The sequence below is a fragment of the Methylomonas sp. EFPC3 genome (assembly GCF_029643245.1).
GTDB lineage: Bacteria > Pseudomonadota > Gammaproteobacteria > Methylococcales > Methylomonadaceae > Methylomonas > Methylomonas koyamae_B.
In genome coordinates this window covers 1,953,224-1,968,254 of sequence record NZ_CP116398.1, presented here as the reverse complement: position 1 = coordinate 1,968,254, position 15,031 = coordinate 1,953,224, and the positions used below count along the sequence as shown (strand labels likewise).

The following is a 15,031-nucleotide window of genomic DNA, read 5'->3' as shown; positions in this document are numbered from 1 at the left end:
CATTGGTAATGCTGGCAATCTGCTTGTTATTTGCAGCGGAAATGCTGGGGTTTATGCCTGATAAGTCTAAATTTCTATTAGAATCGCGCAAGCATGTTAGCGAGTCTCTGGCAATTCAGTTTTCCACTTTGGCTGCTGATCAAGATCCTCAAAAAATAGAGAGGATGCTCAATTTATTGATTAAGCGTAATTCCGATATTTTATCTTCCGGTATTCGGCTCCAGAATGGAGAATTGATTTTTCAAACTGGGGACCATAGCCAGGAGTGGCGCGATTACGATAGTCAAAAATCGACCTCGACTTATTTGGTGGTTCCAATTTATCGAAATTCTGAAAAATGGGGCGAAATCGAATTTAAATTTGTACCGATATCCGGTGAGTCGTTATCGGATTTTCTTGAACACCCCAGCTTTAAAATAGCGATATTTTTTCTGGTCGTCGGCTTCTTTATTTATCTGGCGTTCATGCTCAGAACTTTAAAAATGCTTGATCCGAGTGCCGTGATTCCGGATCGGGTCAACGCGGCTTTCGATACGCTGGCAGAGGGGGTCATTATCATCGACGAGCGGCAGCAAATTGTTCTGGCGAATCGCTCGCTGCTGCAGAAAATCGGCAGTCCTATCGGTGCCTTACTCGGCAAAAATGCTTCCAAACTGAATTGGAAAAGTGCGGATGAAACCGACTCCGAGGTTTATTTACCTTGGCAAACCGTGCTGAAATCAGGGAAAAGTTCCAAAGGCGCTCATCTGAAGTTGGTGAATCCCAACGGCGAAAGCTTTAAATTTGCGATCAACGCCTCGCCGATTTGGGGTGGGAACGATACCGCGCAAGGCGTGTTGATAACACTCGACGATATTACGGAGCTGGAGGAGCGTAACAGTCGGCTACAGACCATGGTCAACAGGCTTGAAGAGAGTCAGGCGCAAGTCCAACAGCAGAATAAGGAATTGCATTTTCTCGCGACCCGCGATTCGCTGACTGGCTGCTTGAACCGTCGCGCTTTTTTCGAACTTTTCGATAAATCCTTTAACGAAGCCTTACAAAACGACCTTGAGCTGTCTTGCGTCATGGTGGACATTGATCACTTCAAGGCGGTAAACGACAACTACGGCCATGCGACCGGAGATGTGGTCATCAAGCTGCTGGCCGAGGTGCTGACCACCAATACCCGCAAGGTCGACTTGGTGGGGCGCTATGGCGGCGAGGAATTTTGCCTGGTGTTGCCCGGTTTGAGCGTGCAGGAGGCCGTTACGGTTGCAGAGCGGATTCGTCTGCGGATTAAGGCTGAATCGGCCGCTCGCTTCGAAAATGGACCCTGGGTTACCGCCAGCCTGGGGGTGGCCGGCATTGTCGACAAACCGACCGATCCAGCGGAATTGAACAAGTTTGCCGACGAGGCGCTCTATGTTGCCAAGGAATCCGGTAGAAACAGAGTGGTGCGCTGGCAGTTAAAAAATCAGTTTTCCGAAAACGCGAAACCGGAAACGCCTCTGCCAGAGAGTCAGCCGGCTACCGGCAACGATACCGCTTTCACAAGCGGCACCGTTTCCGCGTTGCAATCCCGTGTCGACGAACTGGAACTGATCGCGTCGCAGATTTCCAGCGAACTCGATTATTCCAAGCATTATGACCAACTGACCGGTTTGCCCAATCAGGTTTTGTTCTACGACCGGGTGCGCCAAGTCATCGAGCGGGGGCAACGCTATAGTCATTTGGCGGCGATATTCGTGGTCGATATCGGTATGTTCGGCATGATTAATGCGTCCTTGGGGAGTGTCGCCGGCGACCATATTTTGCAAGAAGTTGCCAATCGGCTGAATTCTACCTTCAGAAAAAGCGATGACATCTCGCGGCTAACGCTCTCTCGGATCGGTGGGGACGTGTTTGCGGTCTTGATCCCCGAGTTGCCTAATAAAGAGGTCATCACTTGGATGGTCGAGCGCTTGATGGCGGCCTTGGCGACGGCGATCGAAGTCGAGCAAACCAGTATTTACCTTACCAGTCACGTCGGCATCAGCGTATATCCCGCCGATGCCAGTACGGTAGACAGCTTAATCAACAACGCGATTGTCGCGAAAACCTTTTGCAAAAAGACAACATCCGAAACCGGTTTCCAGTTTTTCGACAACCACATGCAGGATCTGTCGATCCGGCATTTGCGTCTGGATAAGGAGATACGCAACGCGATTCAAAACCAGGAATGGGAGTTGTTTTATCAACCGAAAATGGACATCGCCAACAAAACCATTGTCGGGGTGGAAGCTTTGATTCGTTGGCGGCACCCTAGCCGTGGGCTATTGGCGCCGTTCGAGTTTATCGATTTTGCCGAGCAGCGGGGTTTGATTGTCGCGATTGGAGAATGGGTGATCCGAGCCGCGTGCGAAAAGTTGAAGTATTGGAGCGAACTGGGATATTCGGACCTTTGTATTGCGGTGAATTTATCCCCGGTGCAACTAAAGCAAGACGATTTTGTTGACAGGGTTTTTGCCATCATTGCGGAGTATCAGATTTCGCCGCGGCAACTGGAATTAGAAGTAACCGAAACCACCCTGATGAGTAACTTTCAGGCGGCATTGACCTCGCTAAAGCGGCTCAGCAGCAGAGGAATTGCAATATCGATTGATGATTTTGGCACGGGTTATTCCTCTCTCAGCTATCTGAAAAATTTGCCGGTCGATAACCTCAAAATCGATCGCTCTTTTATCAAAGATCTATGCCACGACGAGAATGATCAAAAAATCGTCAAGATGTTGATCAACATTGCCCACTCAATGAGTATGATCGTGATTGCCGAAGGCGTGGAAACACAGGGCCAGTTCGATATTCTGGCCGACTACGGTTGCGACGAAATTCAGGGATATTTGCTCAGCCAACCAGTACCTGCCGGGGAAGTGATACACATGTTGGCTAAAGGACGGCCCAATTAGGTATCTGATTTCGCCGGCTAACATCGCTCGGCCGCTCTGGACAACAGACGGCGTTCAAAATCGGCGATTGACCCGGATTGAACGAGCGCTTATCTCGGTGCCCATGAGTTCCTTACCCGCCCCTGTTTCAACACTTGATTCCGTTGGGCTGATAGGGCCAAGCCCTGAGGGCAATGTCGTTAAGTTAAGCCGCTCGTGGTGAACTTGTCGAACCATGAATGGCTTAACCATTCGCCCTTCGACGGGCTCAGGCCCAACGGTTAAACCTAAACTTAACGACATTGGCCCTGAGGGGGCGTCTTTCGACAGGTTTAGCCTCCGCAAAAGCGCAAAGGCAATCAGTATTCCGGGCCGGGTGAATAGTGAGCCAAGCGCAGTCGGGGGACGGAAACCGTCACGCCGATGTAACAAACGCCGGATAAAGTTGAGAATCCGATCACAAGATTTTCAACCATTCAGGAATCCGTTATGCGTGTTACACCCAGTTTGCTGATGGCCGGTTTACTGCTGGCCGATACCGTTTCCGCCGCGCCGACCTTCGTCAACGGTTTGGCAATTTCCGGCGCTACCGCCGACCAGTTCGGCAGCAGCGTCAACGACGGCCGGGTCGGCTTCTTTTCCGACATTTATTACGACACCCACCGTAACGAGTGGTGGGGCCTGTCCGATCGCGGTCCGGGCGGCGGCAGCTTGAACTACGAAACTCGGGTGCAGCGCTTCACGCTGGACATCAATCCGGTATCCGGTGCGATTTCGAACTTCCAGATTGCGCAGACTTTGAAATTCAACAAAAACGGTGCGGCCCTGAACGGCTTGGCGCCCAATCCGACCAACGCACTGGGTAACGCTTTCGATCCGGAAGGCATTGTGGTCAATCCCAAAAACGGCAATTTACTGGTGTCCGACGAGTACGGCCCGTCGCTGTACGAAATCGACCGCAATAGCGGCGCCGTCGTCAAAACCTACGCCACACCGGCCAATCTGATGCCGCGCAATGCCGCCAGCGGCGTCGCCAATTACGCCGCCGATACCGGCAACAACTCCGGCAAACGCAACAATCGCGGCTTCGAAGGCTTGGCCGTCAGCCCGGACGGCAAATATGCGTTTGCAATGTTGCAAAGTGCGATGTTGGACGAAGGCGCCAGCAGCGGTTCCGTTAACCGTATCGTCAAATTCGATACCGCGACCGGCGAGGCCGTAGCGCAATACGCCTACCAAATGAAACGCTCCGGCCAAGGCCAGGGCGTGTCGGCGCTGGTGGCCCTGAACGACCACGAGTTTTTGGTGTTGGAACGTAACAACCGCGGCGTCGGCGTCGGCGCCGATTTGGCGACCGCCGATAAGGAAGTTTATAAAATCGATTTGACCGGCGCTAGTGACGTCTCGGGCATCGATCTGGATGCGGCCGGCGCGGTTTACACCAAGGTCGCCAAATCCAGCCAATTCCTGGACCTGGACGCCAATACCCTGGCCGAACTGGGCAATAAGTCTCCGGAAAAATGGGAAGGCCTGGCGATCGGGCCGAAACTGGCCGACGGCAGCTATCTGTTGCTGGCCGGCACCGACAACGATTACAGCGTCACCCAAAATGCCGGCGGCACCCAGTTCGACGTCTATTTCCGCTTCAGCGATGCCGACCCTTACGCCGGCTCGATTCAATGCCCGTTGGGCCAGACCGAGGCCTGCGTCTGGACCGCAAACGGCAGCGCGGCGACGCTGAGCGCCGAGTACCAACTGCTGCCCGGCGTCCTGCATGCCTATAAAGTATCCGCGGCCGACTTGGGCAATTACGCAGCGCCGGTGCCGGTCCCGGCCGCGGTGTGGTTGTTCGGCAGCGGCGCGCTGAGCATGTTGCGTCTGACCGCCAAGCGCAAAGTCGCCGCGTAACGGCTGCCCCCCGAGCCTTGCGCGCCGCCGGTCAAACCCGCGGCCGCAAGCTTAAGCTCAGCGAACTGTGGCGCTGAGTACAGCTTTGGTGACGCGATTTACAAGGATGTGTTATTCGCACCGTATTAGACCAGTCGCCCGCCACCCCTGACCGGCGCGAGAAGATTGACCGGCGCGAGCCGGGGCCTTTACTATCTGTATCTTCCGCCACACCGCCGGACTTAACTATGGGCCAAGAAACCCGCGCCGCTGCGTATCAGGAAGCCGATTTCGACCGGTTTTGCCGGCGTTTGCAGACCGAGACCGAATTGCTCGGTCGTTTGATCCGCGACAAAGCCTGTGCGGAAGCTGCGCCGGTGGCCGGTTTCGAGATAGAAGCTTGGTTGTTGGACGGCGATATGCGGCCGGCACCGGCTAACCAGACGTATTTGCAATCCTTCGGTCAGCCGCTGCTGGCCGGTCCGGAGCTGGCCAAGTTCAATATCGAACTGAACACGCCGCCGCAAGCCTTGACCGGCGCTGCGTTCGGCGCGATGCACAAACAATTGCAACAGACGTGGCAAGACGCGGCCGGGCATGCCCGGCAAATGGATTTGCACCTGTTGGCGATCGGTACGCTGCCGACCTTGGAACAGCGCGATTTGCATCTGGGCAATATGTCGGACATGAACCGTTACCGGGCTTTGAACCAGCAGATTTTGCAAAACCGCGGCCGGCCGATTTGTCTGGATATATGCGGTCACGAGCATCTGAAACTGGAACACCACGACGTGATGCTGGAAGCGGCCACTACCTCGCTACAGTTGCATATCCAGTGTCCGCTTAGTCAGGCCCACCACATTTACAACGCCTCCATCATCGCCTCGGCGGCGATGGTGGCGCTGGCGGCGAATGCGCCGTATCTGTTCGGCAAGGATTTATGGGCCGAGACCCGGATTCCGATGTTCGAGCAGGCCATCGCTGCCGGCGGTTATAGCGGTGCGGCGGACGGGCCGTTGCACCGGGTCGGTTTCGGTTCGGATTACGCCCGGCACTCGATCCAGGAATGTTTTATCGAGAATTTGCAGCATTTTCCGGTGCTGTTGCCGGAACAATTCGACGATGCGCCGGAGGCGTTTCGCTATCTGCGCCTGCACAACGGTACCATCTGGCGCTGGAACCGGCCGCTGGTGGGGTTCGACGCCGACGGCACGCCGCATATCCGTATCGAACACCGCACGCCGGCGGCGGGGCCGACCGTAATCGATATGGTCGCCAATGCCGCGTTTTTCTATGGGCTGGTGAAAAATCTGGCCGACGAACGGGCGGAGGGTGGGGCGGTACTGCCTTTCGCTCAGGCCAAGGACAATTTCTATCAGGCCGCCCGCCACGGGCTGGATTGCCATGTGGTCTGGTTCGGCAACCGCAAGCAGCGGCTGGCCAAGCTGATCGAACAGGAACTGCTGCCGCGCGCCGGCCTGGGGCTGGACGCGCTCGGCATCCGCAACCGCGACGCGTTGGACTACCTTGGCATCGTCCGCCGCCGTGTCGCCAGCCGGCAGACCGGCAGCCAGTGGCAGCGGCGCTTTATCGAAGCCCATCCCGGCGAATTTAGCGCAATGACGCGGGAGTATTTGCTGCGCCAGCTCGGCGGCGAGCCGGTCTCGGGCTGGGGGCTCTGAGCGCACCCCGCCGAACGGCGCATTGCGGTTGCTCTCGGTCGAATATTCGGGCATGTTGAGTCGCTGAACGGACTTTGGACACCTCGGCCATGCAATCGAACCTCTCCGCACATTCCGCTCTGAAACAATTCGACGTCCTGCCGCCGGGGCTGCTGGACATTCCGGTCGAAGCCCTGCATACCCTGGTGCCGGAACCGGCCTTGTTCCATCTGCCCGGCAAGCGGCCGGAGACGCTGTTCGTGTCGGTGCTGCTGCACGGCAACGAATCGACCGGCTTTCTGGCCGTGCAACAGTTATTGCGCAAATACCAGGGCCAAAGTTTGCCGCGCGGGCTGACCCTGTTTTTTGGGAATACCCAGGCCGCCCGCCACAATCTGCGCCGACTGGACGGCCAGCCCGACTTCAACCGGATCTGGCCGGGTACCGGCCTGGCACCGTCGCCGGAAACGGCTTGGGCGGCGCAGATTTGCGAAATCATGCGCCGGCGCGGCGTGTTTGCCAGCGTCGACGTGCATAACAATACCGGCCGCAACCCGCATTACGCCTGCATCAACAAACTGGACCGGGAGTTTTTGCATCTGGGGGCTTTGTTCGGCCGCTTGCTGGTCTACTTTACCCACCCCAAAGGCATCCAATCCGGCGCATTCGCCCAGTTTTGCCCGGCCGTGACGCTGGAATGCGGCCGTCCCGGCCAGCCGCACGGCACCGAACATGCGCTCGAGTTTTTGGATAGCTGTCTGCACTTACACGAATTTCCGGCGCATCCGGTCGCCCGTCAGGATGTGGACATCTACCACACCGTAGCCCAGGTCTGTATCGCCGAGGATGCCAGTTTCAGCTTTACCGAGCGCAGCGCCGATTTGCTGCTGGACAGCGGGTTGGAGCGATTGAACTTCACCGAAATTGCCGCCGGCAGCGCGTTCGGCACTAGCTCGACGGCGCGCGTGCCGGTGGTCGCCAGGGATAACGCCGGGATACCGGTCACCGAGCGGTTTTTCGAGATTCGGCACGGGCAGTTGGTGTTGAAGCGGCCGACGATGCCGTCGATGCTGACCTTGGATGAACGGGTGATCCGCCAGGATTGCCTGTGCTACCTGATGGAGCGGCTGCCGCTGGAGGGCGGCTGATTTTGGCGATTGGGCCGAATGGTCTAAGCTTTACGGTTTATGCTGCGGGCTGCTGCCGACCAAAGCTTCGGTTGCGGTTGCAGCGGACCGTCTAACGGGGTAGGGGAGAAAACTGATGTTGAAGTCCTTGGATATATTGCTGGGCTTGTCGGTGGTGATGCTGATCGCCAGCATGGCCGTTACGCTGATCAGCCAGGCCATACTCAAGCTGCTCGCCAGCCGCGGCCGCAACCTGCACCACGGTTTGACCGATCTGCTGGAAGTGCTGGACCCGCGTCTGGCACGCACCGACGCGGCAGCGATCGCCGGTAAAGTGTTGAGCCAACAGACCATCGGCGGCCGGTTTCGCAGTTGGCTGCCGCCGCGGCTGCGTTTCTTGTCTTATGGCGAGGTGATCCACCGCGAAGAATTCGTCAAAAGCCTGCTGGAGTTGGCCGCAGCCTACGATGCCGGCATCAAAGCCGAATTCGACCGGGTCAACGCCGAATTGGCGAACGGGGCGATTACCGTCAACGTCGGCTTGGCGGCACTGGAGAACAAGTTGCGCGAGTATCCGGCGTTTTTGAAGAGCCTGGAAGCCGGCCGGCTGATCCAGCAGGTCAAGACCGAAACCGGCGTCAACAAACAAAAGCGGCTTTATCAAAAATTGAAAGGCATCATCGCCAAGCACATCGATTTGGCGGAAAAGCTGGGGCAGGCATTGGGCAGCAATGGGGTCGAGAACCCGACCGCGACCCTGAAAAACGTGCGAATGCTGGCACTGCAATTCGAAAAATCCAATCCGGAACTGGCGCAGGACGTGCGGGAAGCCAACGCCTTGCTGCAAGAGGCCGCCAGCGAGTTTTTGGCGGTGATCCACATGAATTTCGACAATTTGCTGGATCGGGTCGCGGTGCGTTTCTCGTCGACGGCGCGCACGGTCAGCGTATTCAGTGCGGCTTTGCTGGCGGTCGGATTACAACTGGATGCGCTCGTCATCATCAATCGCTTGGCCATGGACGAACAAATGCGCAGCGCCTTCGTGCAATTGGCGCCGACCTTTGCCCAGGACGAGACCATCAAAGCCAAGGTGATGGCGGACGCCAAAAGCCAGTCCAAAACCGGAGCAAGCAGTGATGCGTCGGCCGAACCGGTCAAATCCGCCGCCGGTATCGAAACCGAAAAATATTACTTGAACGTGCTGGCCGACCGCGGCCTGATCACCTGGCCCAAGGATTGGCAAGCCTGGCGGGACAATTGGCAGCAGAATGCCAGTGTCCCCGGCGTGGTGTTGTCGATGTTTCTGTTAAGCATGGGCGGGCCGTTTTGGTACAACGTATTGAGCAAACTGTTGCAGTTGCGTTCCGGTCTGGCGCGCAAGGACGACGAGCAAAAAGCCATCCGTCAAAGCTCCCAGCTTGCGGCGACTGCGGATGCGTTGTCGCCGACTGCCGCCAACCCGTTGCAGGGCGAGCGCGGCGATTTGAAGGCGTTGGGCTGAGGAGGGCGGTATGCAAATCGACTGGATAGGCTGCGCCGCGGACAATTTTCGCCCTGGTCGGCCCGGCGGATTCAAGCCGGATGTGATCGTGTTGCACAGCGTCGCCGATCTGGCCCAGGCCGAAACCGGTTATCGCAGCGGCGGCAGCTTGGTCTCGACCCACTACGCGATTGCCGGAGACGGCCGGGTCCGGCAGTACGTCGACGAGAAAGACACCGCCTTTCACGCCGGCTTGGTGGTCAACCCCAGCGCGGCCTTGGTCCAACAGCGGCCGAACAGCAACCCGAACTATTATTCGATCGGCATCGTGTTGGAGATGGTCGCCGGCCAAGGCTTCCCGGCCGGGCAGCAGGCGGTTTGCGCCCGGCTGTTGCGCGAGATTGCCGACCGCTGGCGCATCGAGCTGGATGCCGAACACGTACTGCTGCACAGTGCCATCCGGGCCTCGGCGGCTTGTCCGGCGACGGCGTTGAATCTGACCGAACTGCTGGCGGCAGCGGTACCGGAACCTGAGTTTGCCGGCCTGAGCGGCAAGCAAATCGGCCTGCTGGTGAACGTCAAATTGCGGGAAAGCCCGGCCTTGAGCGGCGCGCTGGTCAAAGTATTGCCGGCCGGCAGCCGGGTGGAGATCAGTGGCTTTGCGGTTGGCGAAACGGTATCCGGCAATAGTTTCTGGTATCGCGATTTGGACGGGCATTTTTTCTGGGCCGGCGCCAGCGAACGGCCCAATCCGCGGGCGCTGTTGGCTAACGATCCGGCCGGACTCAGCACCGATACGATGCCGCCAGCGCCAGCAGTGAGTGCCGCACCGGCGTTGGCGATCAACCGCAGCCGCTTCCGGTTGCCGGCCGGGCAATATTACAGCGACCGGCCGCACAAGGATTTGATCGTGCTGCATTTTACCGCCGGCTCCAGCGCCAAATCGGCCTTCGATACCTGGAACGGCGACGCCGGCCGTATCGGCGCGGCCTATCTGGTGGATGTGGACGGTACGGTGTACGAAGTATTCGACCCGGCGCAATGGGCCTACCATCTTGGAGTCCAGGGCAGCGGCGGTCGCCACGACAAGCGCTCGATCGCGATCGAAATCGCCAACGTCGGCCCGTTGCGGCCGGCGGCGGACAATCCGGATAGTTTGAATTGGTGGCCGCCGAAGCGGGGCGACAACGCGCCGTTCGGCACCCGCTACTGCGAACTGAGCCAGACCGAAAAATATCGGAAACTAAGCTTCCGCGGCGAGCATTATTTCGCCGCCTTTCCGGCCGGGCAAACCGAGTCGATCCGGCTGTTGGTGCAGGACTTATGCGCCCGCTTCAATATCCCGCGCACCTTGCCGCCGACGGCGAAACAATTCGAACGCGATCCGGATTTCTTCCAGAACTACAGCGGTATCGCCAGCCACATCAATTTTCGGCAGGATAAGTGGGATATCGGGCCGGCCTTCGATTGGCCGGCCTTGCAAATCCCGAATGCCTGAGGCGGTTTAACCTGGGTTTGCGCCGGCTCAGGCTGCGGCCAGCATGCCTTGGCGGACGATGAAGTCGATAATCCGCTCCAGGCCGTGGCCGGTTTTGATGTTGCTGAACACGAACGGCCGCTCGCCGCGCATCTTTTTCGCATCCCGGTCCATCACGTCCAGCGACGCGCCGACGTAAGGTGCCAAGTCGATCTTGTTAATCACCAGCAAATCCGATTTGGTGATGCCGGGGCCGCCCTTGCGCGGAATCTTGTCGCCGGCCGAAACGTCGATCACGTAAAGCGTCAGATCGGCCAGTTCCGGGCTGAAGGTGGCGCTGAGATTGTCGCCGCCGCTTTCCACCAACACAAAGTCCAGTTCCGGGAAACGCTCGCACAACTCGTCCACCGCCGCCAGATTCATCGATGCGTCCTCCCGGATCGCGGTATGCGGGCAGCCGCCGGTTTCCACGCCCAGAATTCGCTCTTCCGGCAAGGCCTGGCTACGGATCAAAAACTGCTGGTCTTCGCGGGTGTAAATGTCGTTGGTGACGACGCCGATTTGGTAATCGTCGCGCATGCGTTTACACAAGGCATCCACCAGCGCGGTTTTGCCGGAGCCTACCGGGCCGCCGACGCCGATTCTCAATACGTGTTTGTCGTTCATGTTTTCTCCAGTAGTCCGGATGCCATCCGGGGTTAAGGTTGCTCAAACCTCGATTGCGCTTGCGCTGCATCGAGGCATTATTGTTATTTCACGATCGGAACAGCCGCGAATACTGCATCTCATGCCGGCTGCTGGCCAGGGCCAGCCCGAAACAACTGCCGCCGATCTGGTCGTCGGTCATGGCCAGGGTTTGCCCAACCAAAGCCGGCAATTCGCCGGCCAGACGCTGTAATAATTGCTGCCCGGCGACTTGCCCCAATGGCACCAATTTGATCGCGCCCAGCACCTGGTTTTCCAACCAGCCCCACAGGTAACCGCTCACCGCGTCGGCCTTGTCGATTTGCCAGCGCACCGCCGCCAAGCCGAACAAAGTCGCCAGCGTCGCGTCCGGCCGTTTCTGCCAAGCCTGCGCTTCCGGCATCTCCAGATTGACCAACAAACGCGCCAAGGCTTGGCCGGTCTGCTTGTCCTCGGCGCGCAATTCGGCGGTTTCCCGATAGGCATTGAGAGTCTGGCTCCAATGCTCGACGGCTTGCATATCGCCAGCTTGCCAGGCATCGTACAACCGCGCCAGCAGCGGCGCATCGACCTTGCCCAAAGCGTTGTGCAGCAAACCGCGCAGCCAGTCGCCGGTTTGCTCGGCGTTGGTCACCCAACCGTCCTGCACCGCCGTTTCCAGCCCCTGCGAATAGCTGTACATGCCAATCGGCAAACTGGGGCTGACCAGTTGTAACAGCCGCAGCAACGACAGATTAGTGACCATGGCTGTGGTACGCGCCGGCTTCCGGTTCGAACGGCAGGGTGTGATGCTCGACGGTCAAGCCCAAACCGACCAACATTTGATCCAACACGTGGTCGGTCAGAAAGCGCAGTTCGTCCGGCAGAATTTGCAGGGCGATGTGGCGGTTGCCGAGATGGTAGCAGGCGCGGGCAAACAACAGTGGGTCGCTGCATTTGACGACCGACAGTTGTTCCGGAGCGGCATCGACGCGTACTTTGAAGCCTTGGCCGTTGGTCAGGATTGCGCCGTGTTTCAGGGTTTGGCCCCTGGGTAAAAATACGCCGACTTGGATGCCGCCTTTGGTAGTCGCCGGTTGGCGAGATTTTTGGCGGGCGTCGTAAGGCAGGGTCAGGGTGTCGTCGGGCTGGTCTTCGGTGTTGGTGGTTTCGGTGAGTTTTAGCATTGTTTTATTTTATGTAGGTTGGGTTTACCCGAAGGGCATAAAAGGCGATAGCCGTAACCCAACACGATGGCTTTTGGATTATTTGATTTCTTTTGGTTTTGTTGTGTCGCGGCAGCGACACAACATTAATGAAAGCTAGAGCTTTCGAGCACTTCGATTCCCAAGCCGGAGCTTAGGAACCAGTCCGCATCAAAATAAGAAATACCGCTGCGCCATCGGCAACACCACCGCCGGCTCGCACGTCAACAACACCCCGTCCGCCTTGACCTGATACGTCTGCGGACAAACCTCCATCACCGGCTGGTAGTCGTTCAGCTTCATATCCGATTTACCGATGTTGCGCGTATTGCGGACCGTGCCGACCCGCTTTTGCAAACCCAATTGCCCGGCCACGCCGGCGGAGACGGCGGCTTGCGGCAGGAAGATCATCGAGGTGTTAGCTGCGGTGCGACCGAAGCTGCCGAACATCGGCCGGTAATGCACCGGTTGTGGGGTGGGGATGGAGGCATTGGCGTCGCCCATCGGTGCAGCAGCGATCAGGCCGCCTTTGATAACCAGGCTGGGTTTGACGCCGAAGAAGGCTGGTTGCCACAGGACCAGGTCGGCCAGTTTGCCGGCTTCGATGGAGCCCACTTCGTGAGAAATGCCGTGGCTGATCGCCGGGTTGATGGTGTATTTGGCGATGTAGCGTTTGATGCGCTGGTTGTCGCTGGTGGCCGGGTCGCCGGCCAGCGCGCCGCGTTGCACCTTCATTTTGTGCGCGGTCTGCCAAGTGCGGATGATCACTTCACCGACCCTGCCCATGGCTTGCGAGTCGGACGAGATCATCGAAAACGCGCCCAGGTCTTGCAGAATGTCCTCGGCGGCGATGGTTTCGCGGCGGATGCGTGATTCGGCGAAAGCCACGTCTTCCGGGATGCTGGGGTCGAGATGGTGGCAAACCATCAGCATGTCCAGATGCTCGTCGACGGTGTTGATCGTGTAGGGTCGGGTCGGGTTGGTCGACGACGGCAGCACGTTGTTCAGGCCGCAGGCTTTGATGATGTCCGGGGCGTGGCCGCCGCCGGCGCCTTCGGTGTGGTAAGTGTGGATGGTGCGTCCTTTGAAGGCGGCGATGGTGTCTTCCACGAAACCGGATTCATTCAGCGTGTCGGTGTGAATGGCAATCTGCACATCGAAACGCTCGGCCACGCTCAGGCAACAATCGATCGCCGCCGGCGTGGTGCCCCAGTCTTCGTGCAGTTTCAAGCCCATCACCCCGGCCTGGATTTGCTCATCCAAGGCAGCGGGCAGACTGGCGTTGCCTTTGCCGAGCAGGCCGAAGTTCATCGGCAAACCGTCCAGCGCTTTTAGCATTTGTTGGATATGCCACGGCCCCGGTGTGCAGGTGGTGGCGTTGGTACCGGTGGCAGGTCCCGTGCCGCCACCGACCATCGTCGTCACGCCGGAACACAGCGCTTCTTCGATTTGCTGTGGGCAGATGAAATGGATGTGGGCGTCGATGCCGCCGGCGGTGAGAATCTGGCCTTCGCCGGCGATGACTTCGGTGCCGGGGCCGACGATGATGTCGACGCCGGGCTGCACGTCCGGGTTGCCGGCCTTGCCGATTTTAAAGATGCGGCCGTCCTTGACGCCGACGTCGGCCTTGACGATACCCCAGTAATCGATGACCAGCGCGTTGGTGATCACCAAATCCACGGCCTGATCGTTGCCCAGCTGACTTTGGCCCATACCGTCGCGGATCACCTTGCCGCCGCCGAATTTCACTTCGTCGCCGTAAACGGTGTAATCGGCTTCCACTTCCAGGATCAAATCGGTGTCGGCCAGCCGCAGCCGGTCGCCGGTGGTGGGGCCGAACATGTCGGCATAGGCTTGTCTGCTGATTTTGCTCATGCGCTTTTCTCCAACGGGCCCATCACTTCGCCGCGAAAGCCATAGACTTTACGTTCGCCGGCAAACGCCACCAACTGCACCTCGCGCTGTTGGCCTGGCTCGAAACGCACGGCGGTGCCGGCCGGAATGTCCAGCCGAAATCCCAAGGCCACGCTACGGTCGAAATGCAAAGCCGGGTTGGTTTCGTAAAAATGATAATGAGAGCCGACCTGAATCGGCCGGTCGCCGCTATTGGCGACCAGGACTTTGACCGTGGCGCGGCCGGCGTTGAGTTCGATGTCGCCAGCGGCGGGGAAGATTTCTCCGGGGATCATGGGGGCTCCTGTTAAATTTGGTTTTCCGCGTGGGCACGATAAATCGTGTCCACCCTACATGTTGGATTTTCTTTGCTTTCTGACAGATTTTCGTAGGGTGGGCACGTGCTTTTTGTGCCCACGCGATGACTATACAATTGGGTCATGCACTGTTACCAATTTGGTGCCATCCGGAAACGTTGCCTCCACCTGCACGTCGGGAATCATTTCCGCCACGCCATCCATCACGTCGTCGATGCTCAATAGCGTCCGGCCATAAGCCATCAACTCGGCCACGGTCTGACCGTCACGAGCACCTTCCATGATCGCGGCGGATATATAGGCCACGGCTTCCGGGTAGTTGAGTTTCAAACCTCTGGCTTTGCGGCGCTCGGCGAGGAGGGCGGCAGTGAAGAGGAGGAGTTTGTCTTTTTCTCTTGGGGTTAATTGCATAGTC

The 15,031-nt window shown here is 58.2% G+C and carries 12 protein-coding genes; 6 read left to right on the top strand and 6 right to left on the bottom strand.

The features are described 5' to 3' along the window. Positions 1 to 233: 233 nt before the first annotated feature. The 6 genes from PL263_RS08800 (at position 234) to PL263_RS08775 (ending at position 10,559) form a co-directional block, all read left to right on the top strand. Entirely contained in the window at positions 234 to 2,927 is a 2,694-nt protein-coding gene (locus PL263_RS08800; protein WP_278212661.1) for an EAL domain-containing protein, read from the top strand. Positions 2,928 to 3,395: 468 nt separating this feature from the next. After that, positions 3,396 to 4,814 carry an esterase-like activity of phytase family protein gene (locus PL263_RS08795; protein ID WP_278212660.1) on the top strand — a complete coding sequence of 473 codons (1,419 nt, stop codon included), beginning with the start codon at positions 3,396 to 3,398 and terminating at the stop codon, positions 4,812 to 4,814. A 227-nt stretch (positions 4,815 to 5,041) separates the two neighbouring features. Next, positions 5,042 to 6,475: a glutamate--cysteine ligase gene (locus PL263_RS08790; protein WP_278212659.1), complete on the top strand. Its 1,434-nt coding sequence runs from the start codon at positions 5,042 to 5,044 to the stop codon at positions 6,473 to 6,475. Between the two features lie 89 nt (positions 6,476 to 6,564). After that, complete coding sequence (locus tag PL263_RS08785) at positions 6,565 to 7,602, top strand: M14 family metallopeptidase (RefSeq protein WP_278212658.1); 1,038 nt, start codon at positions 6,565 to 6,567, stop codon at positions 7,600 to 7,602. A 115-nt stretch (positions 7,603 to 7,717) separates the two neighbouring features. Continuing rightward, complete coding sequence (locus PL263_RS08780) at positions 7,718 to 9,082, top strand: hypothetical protein (protein ID WP_278212657.1); 1,365 nt, start codon at positions 7,718 to 7,720, stop codon at positions 9,080 to 9,082. Between the two features lie 10 nt (positions 9,083 to 9,092). After that, positions 9,093 to 10,559 (top strand): N-acetylmuramoyl-L-alanine amidase, encoded by a 1,467-nt coding sequence (locus tag PL263_RS08775; protein ID WP_278212656.1) that lies wholly within the window; start codon positions 9,093 to 9,095, stop codon positions 10,557 to 10,559. Positions 10,560 to 10,586: 27 nt separating this feature from the next. Here the strand turns inward: PL263_RS08775 and ureG are convergent, their stop codons facing one another. From ureG to ureA, 6 genes are all read right to left on the bottom strand, one after another. Beyond that, complete coding sequence (gene ureG / locus PL263_RS08770; RefSeq protein WP_140914399.1) at positions 10,587 to 11,204, bottom strand: urease accessory protein UreG; 618 nt, start codon at positions 11,202 to 11,204, stop codon at positions 10,587 to 10,589. A gap of 88 nt (positions 11,205 to 11,292) precedes the next feature. Continuing rightward, the gene (locus PL263_RS08765; protein ID WP_278212655.1) at positions 11,293 to 11,967 is read right to left on the bottom strand and encodes an urease accessory protein UreF; all 675 of its coding nucleotides are present in this window, start codon (positions 11,965 to 11,967) and stop codon (positions 11,293 to 11,295) included. Continuing rightward, on the bottom strand, positions 11,957 to 12,388 hold the full coding sequence (ureE, locus tag PL263_RS08760; RefSeq protein WP_278212654.1) for an urease accessory protein UreE: 432 nt from the start codon (positions 12,386 to 12,388) through the stop codon (positions 11,957 to 11,959). Before ureE ends, PL263_RS08765 begins: the two co-directional genes overlap by 11 nt. Positions 12,389 to 12,577: 189 nt before the next feature. After that, a complete protein-coding gene (gene ureC, locus PL263_RS08755; RefSeq protein WP_278212653.1) occupies positions 12,578 to 14,281 on the bottom strand; it encodes an urease subunit alpha in 1,704 nt (567 codons plus the stop codon). Beyond that, a complete protein-coding gene (locus PL263_RS08750) occupies positions 14,278 to 14,595 on the bottom strand; it encodes an urease subunit beta (RefSeq protein WP_140914403.1) in 318 nt (105 codons plus the stop codon). The genes ureC and PL263_RS08750 overlap by 4 nt, the downstream gene beginning before the upstream one ends. 129 nt (positions 14,596 to 14,724) lie before the next feature. After that, positions 14,725 to 15,027 carry an urease subunit gamma gene (gene ureA, locus PL263_RS08745; protein ID WP_278212652.1) on the bottom strand — a complete coding sequence of 101 codons (303 nt, stop codon included), beginning with the start codon at positions 15,025 to 15,027 and terminating at the stop codon, positions 14,725 to 14,727. Between the last annotated feature and the right edge of the window lie 4 nt (positions 15,028 to 15,031).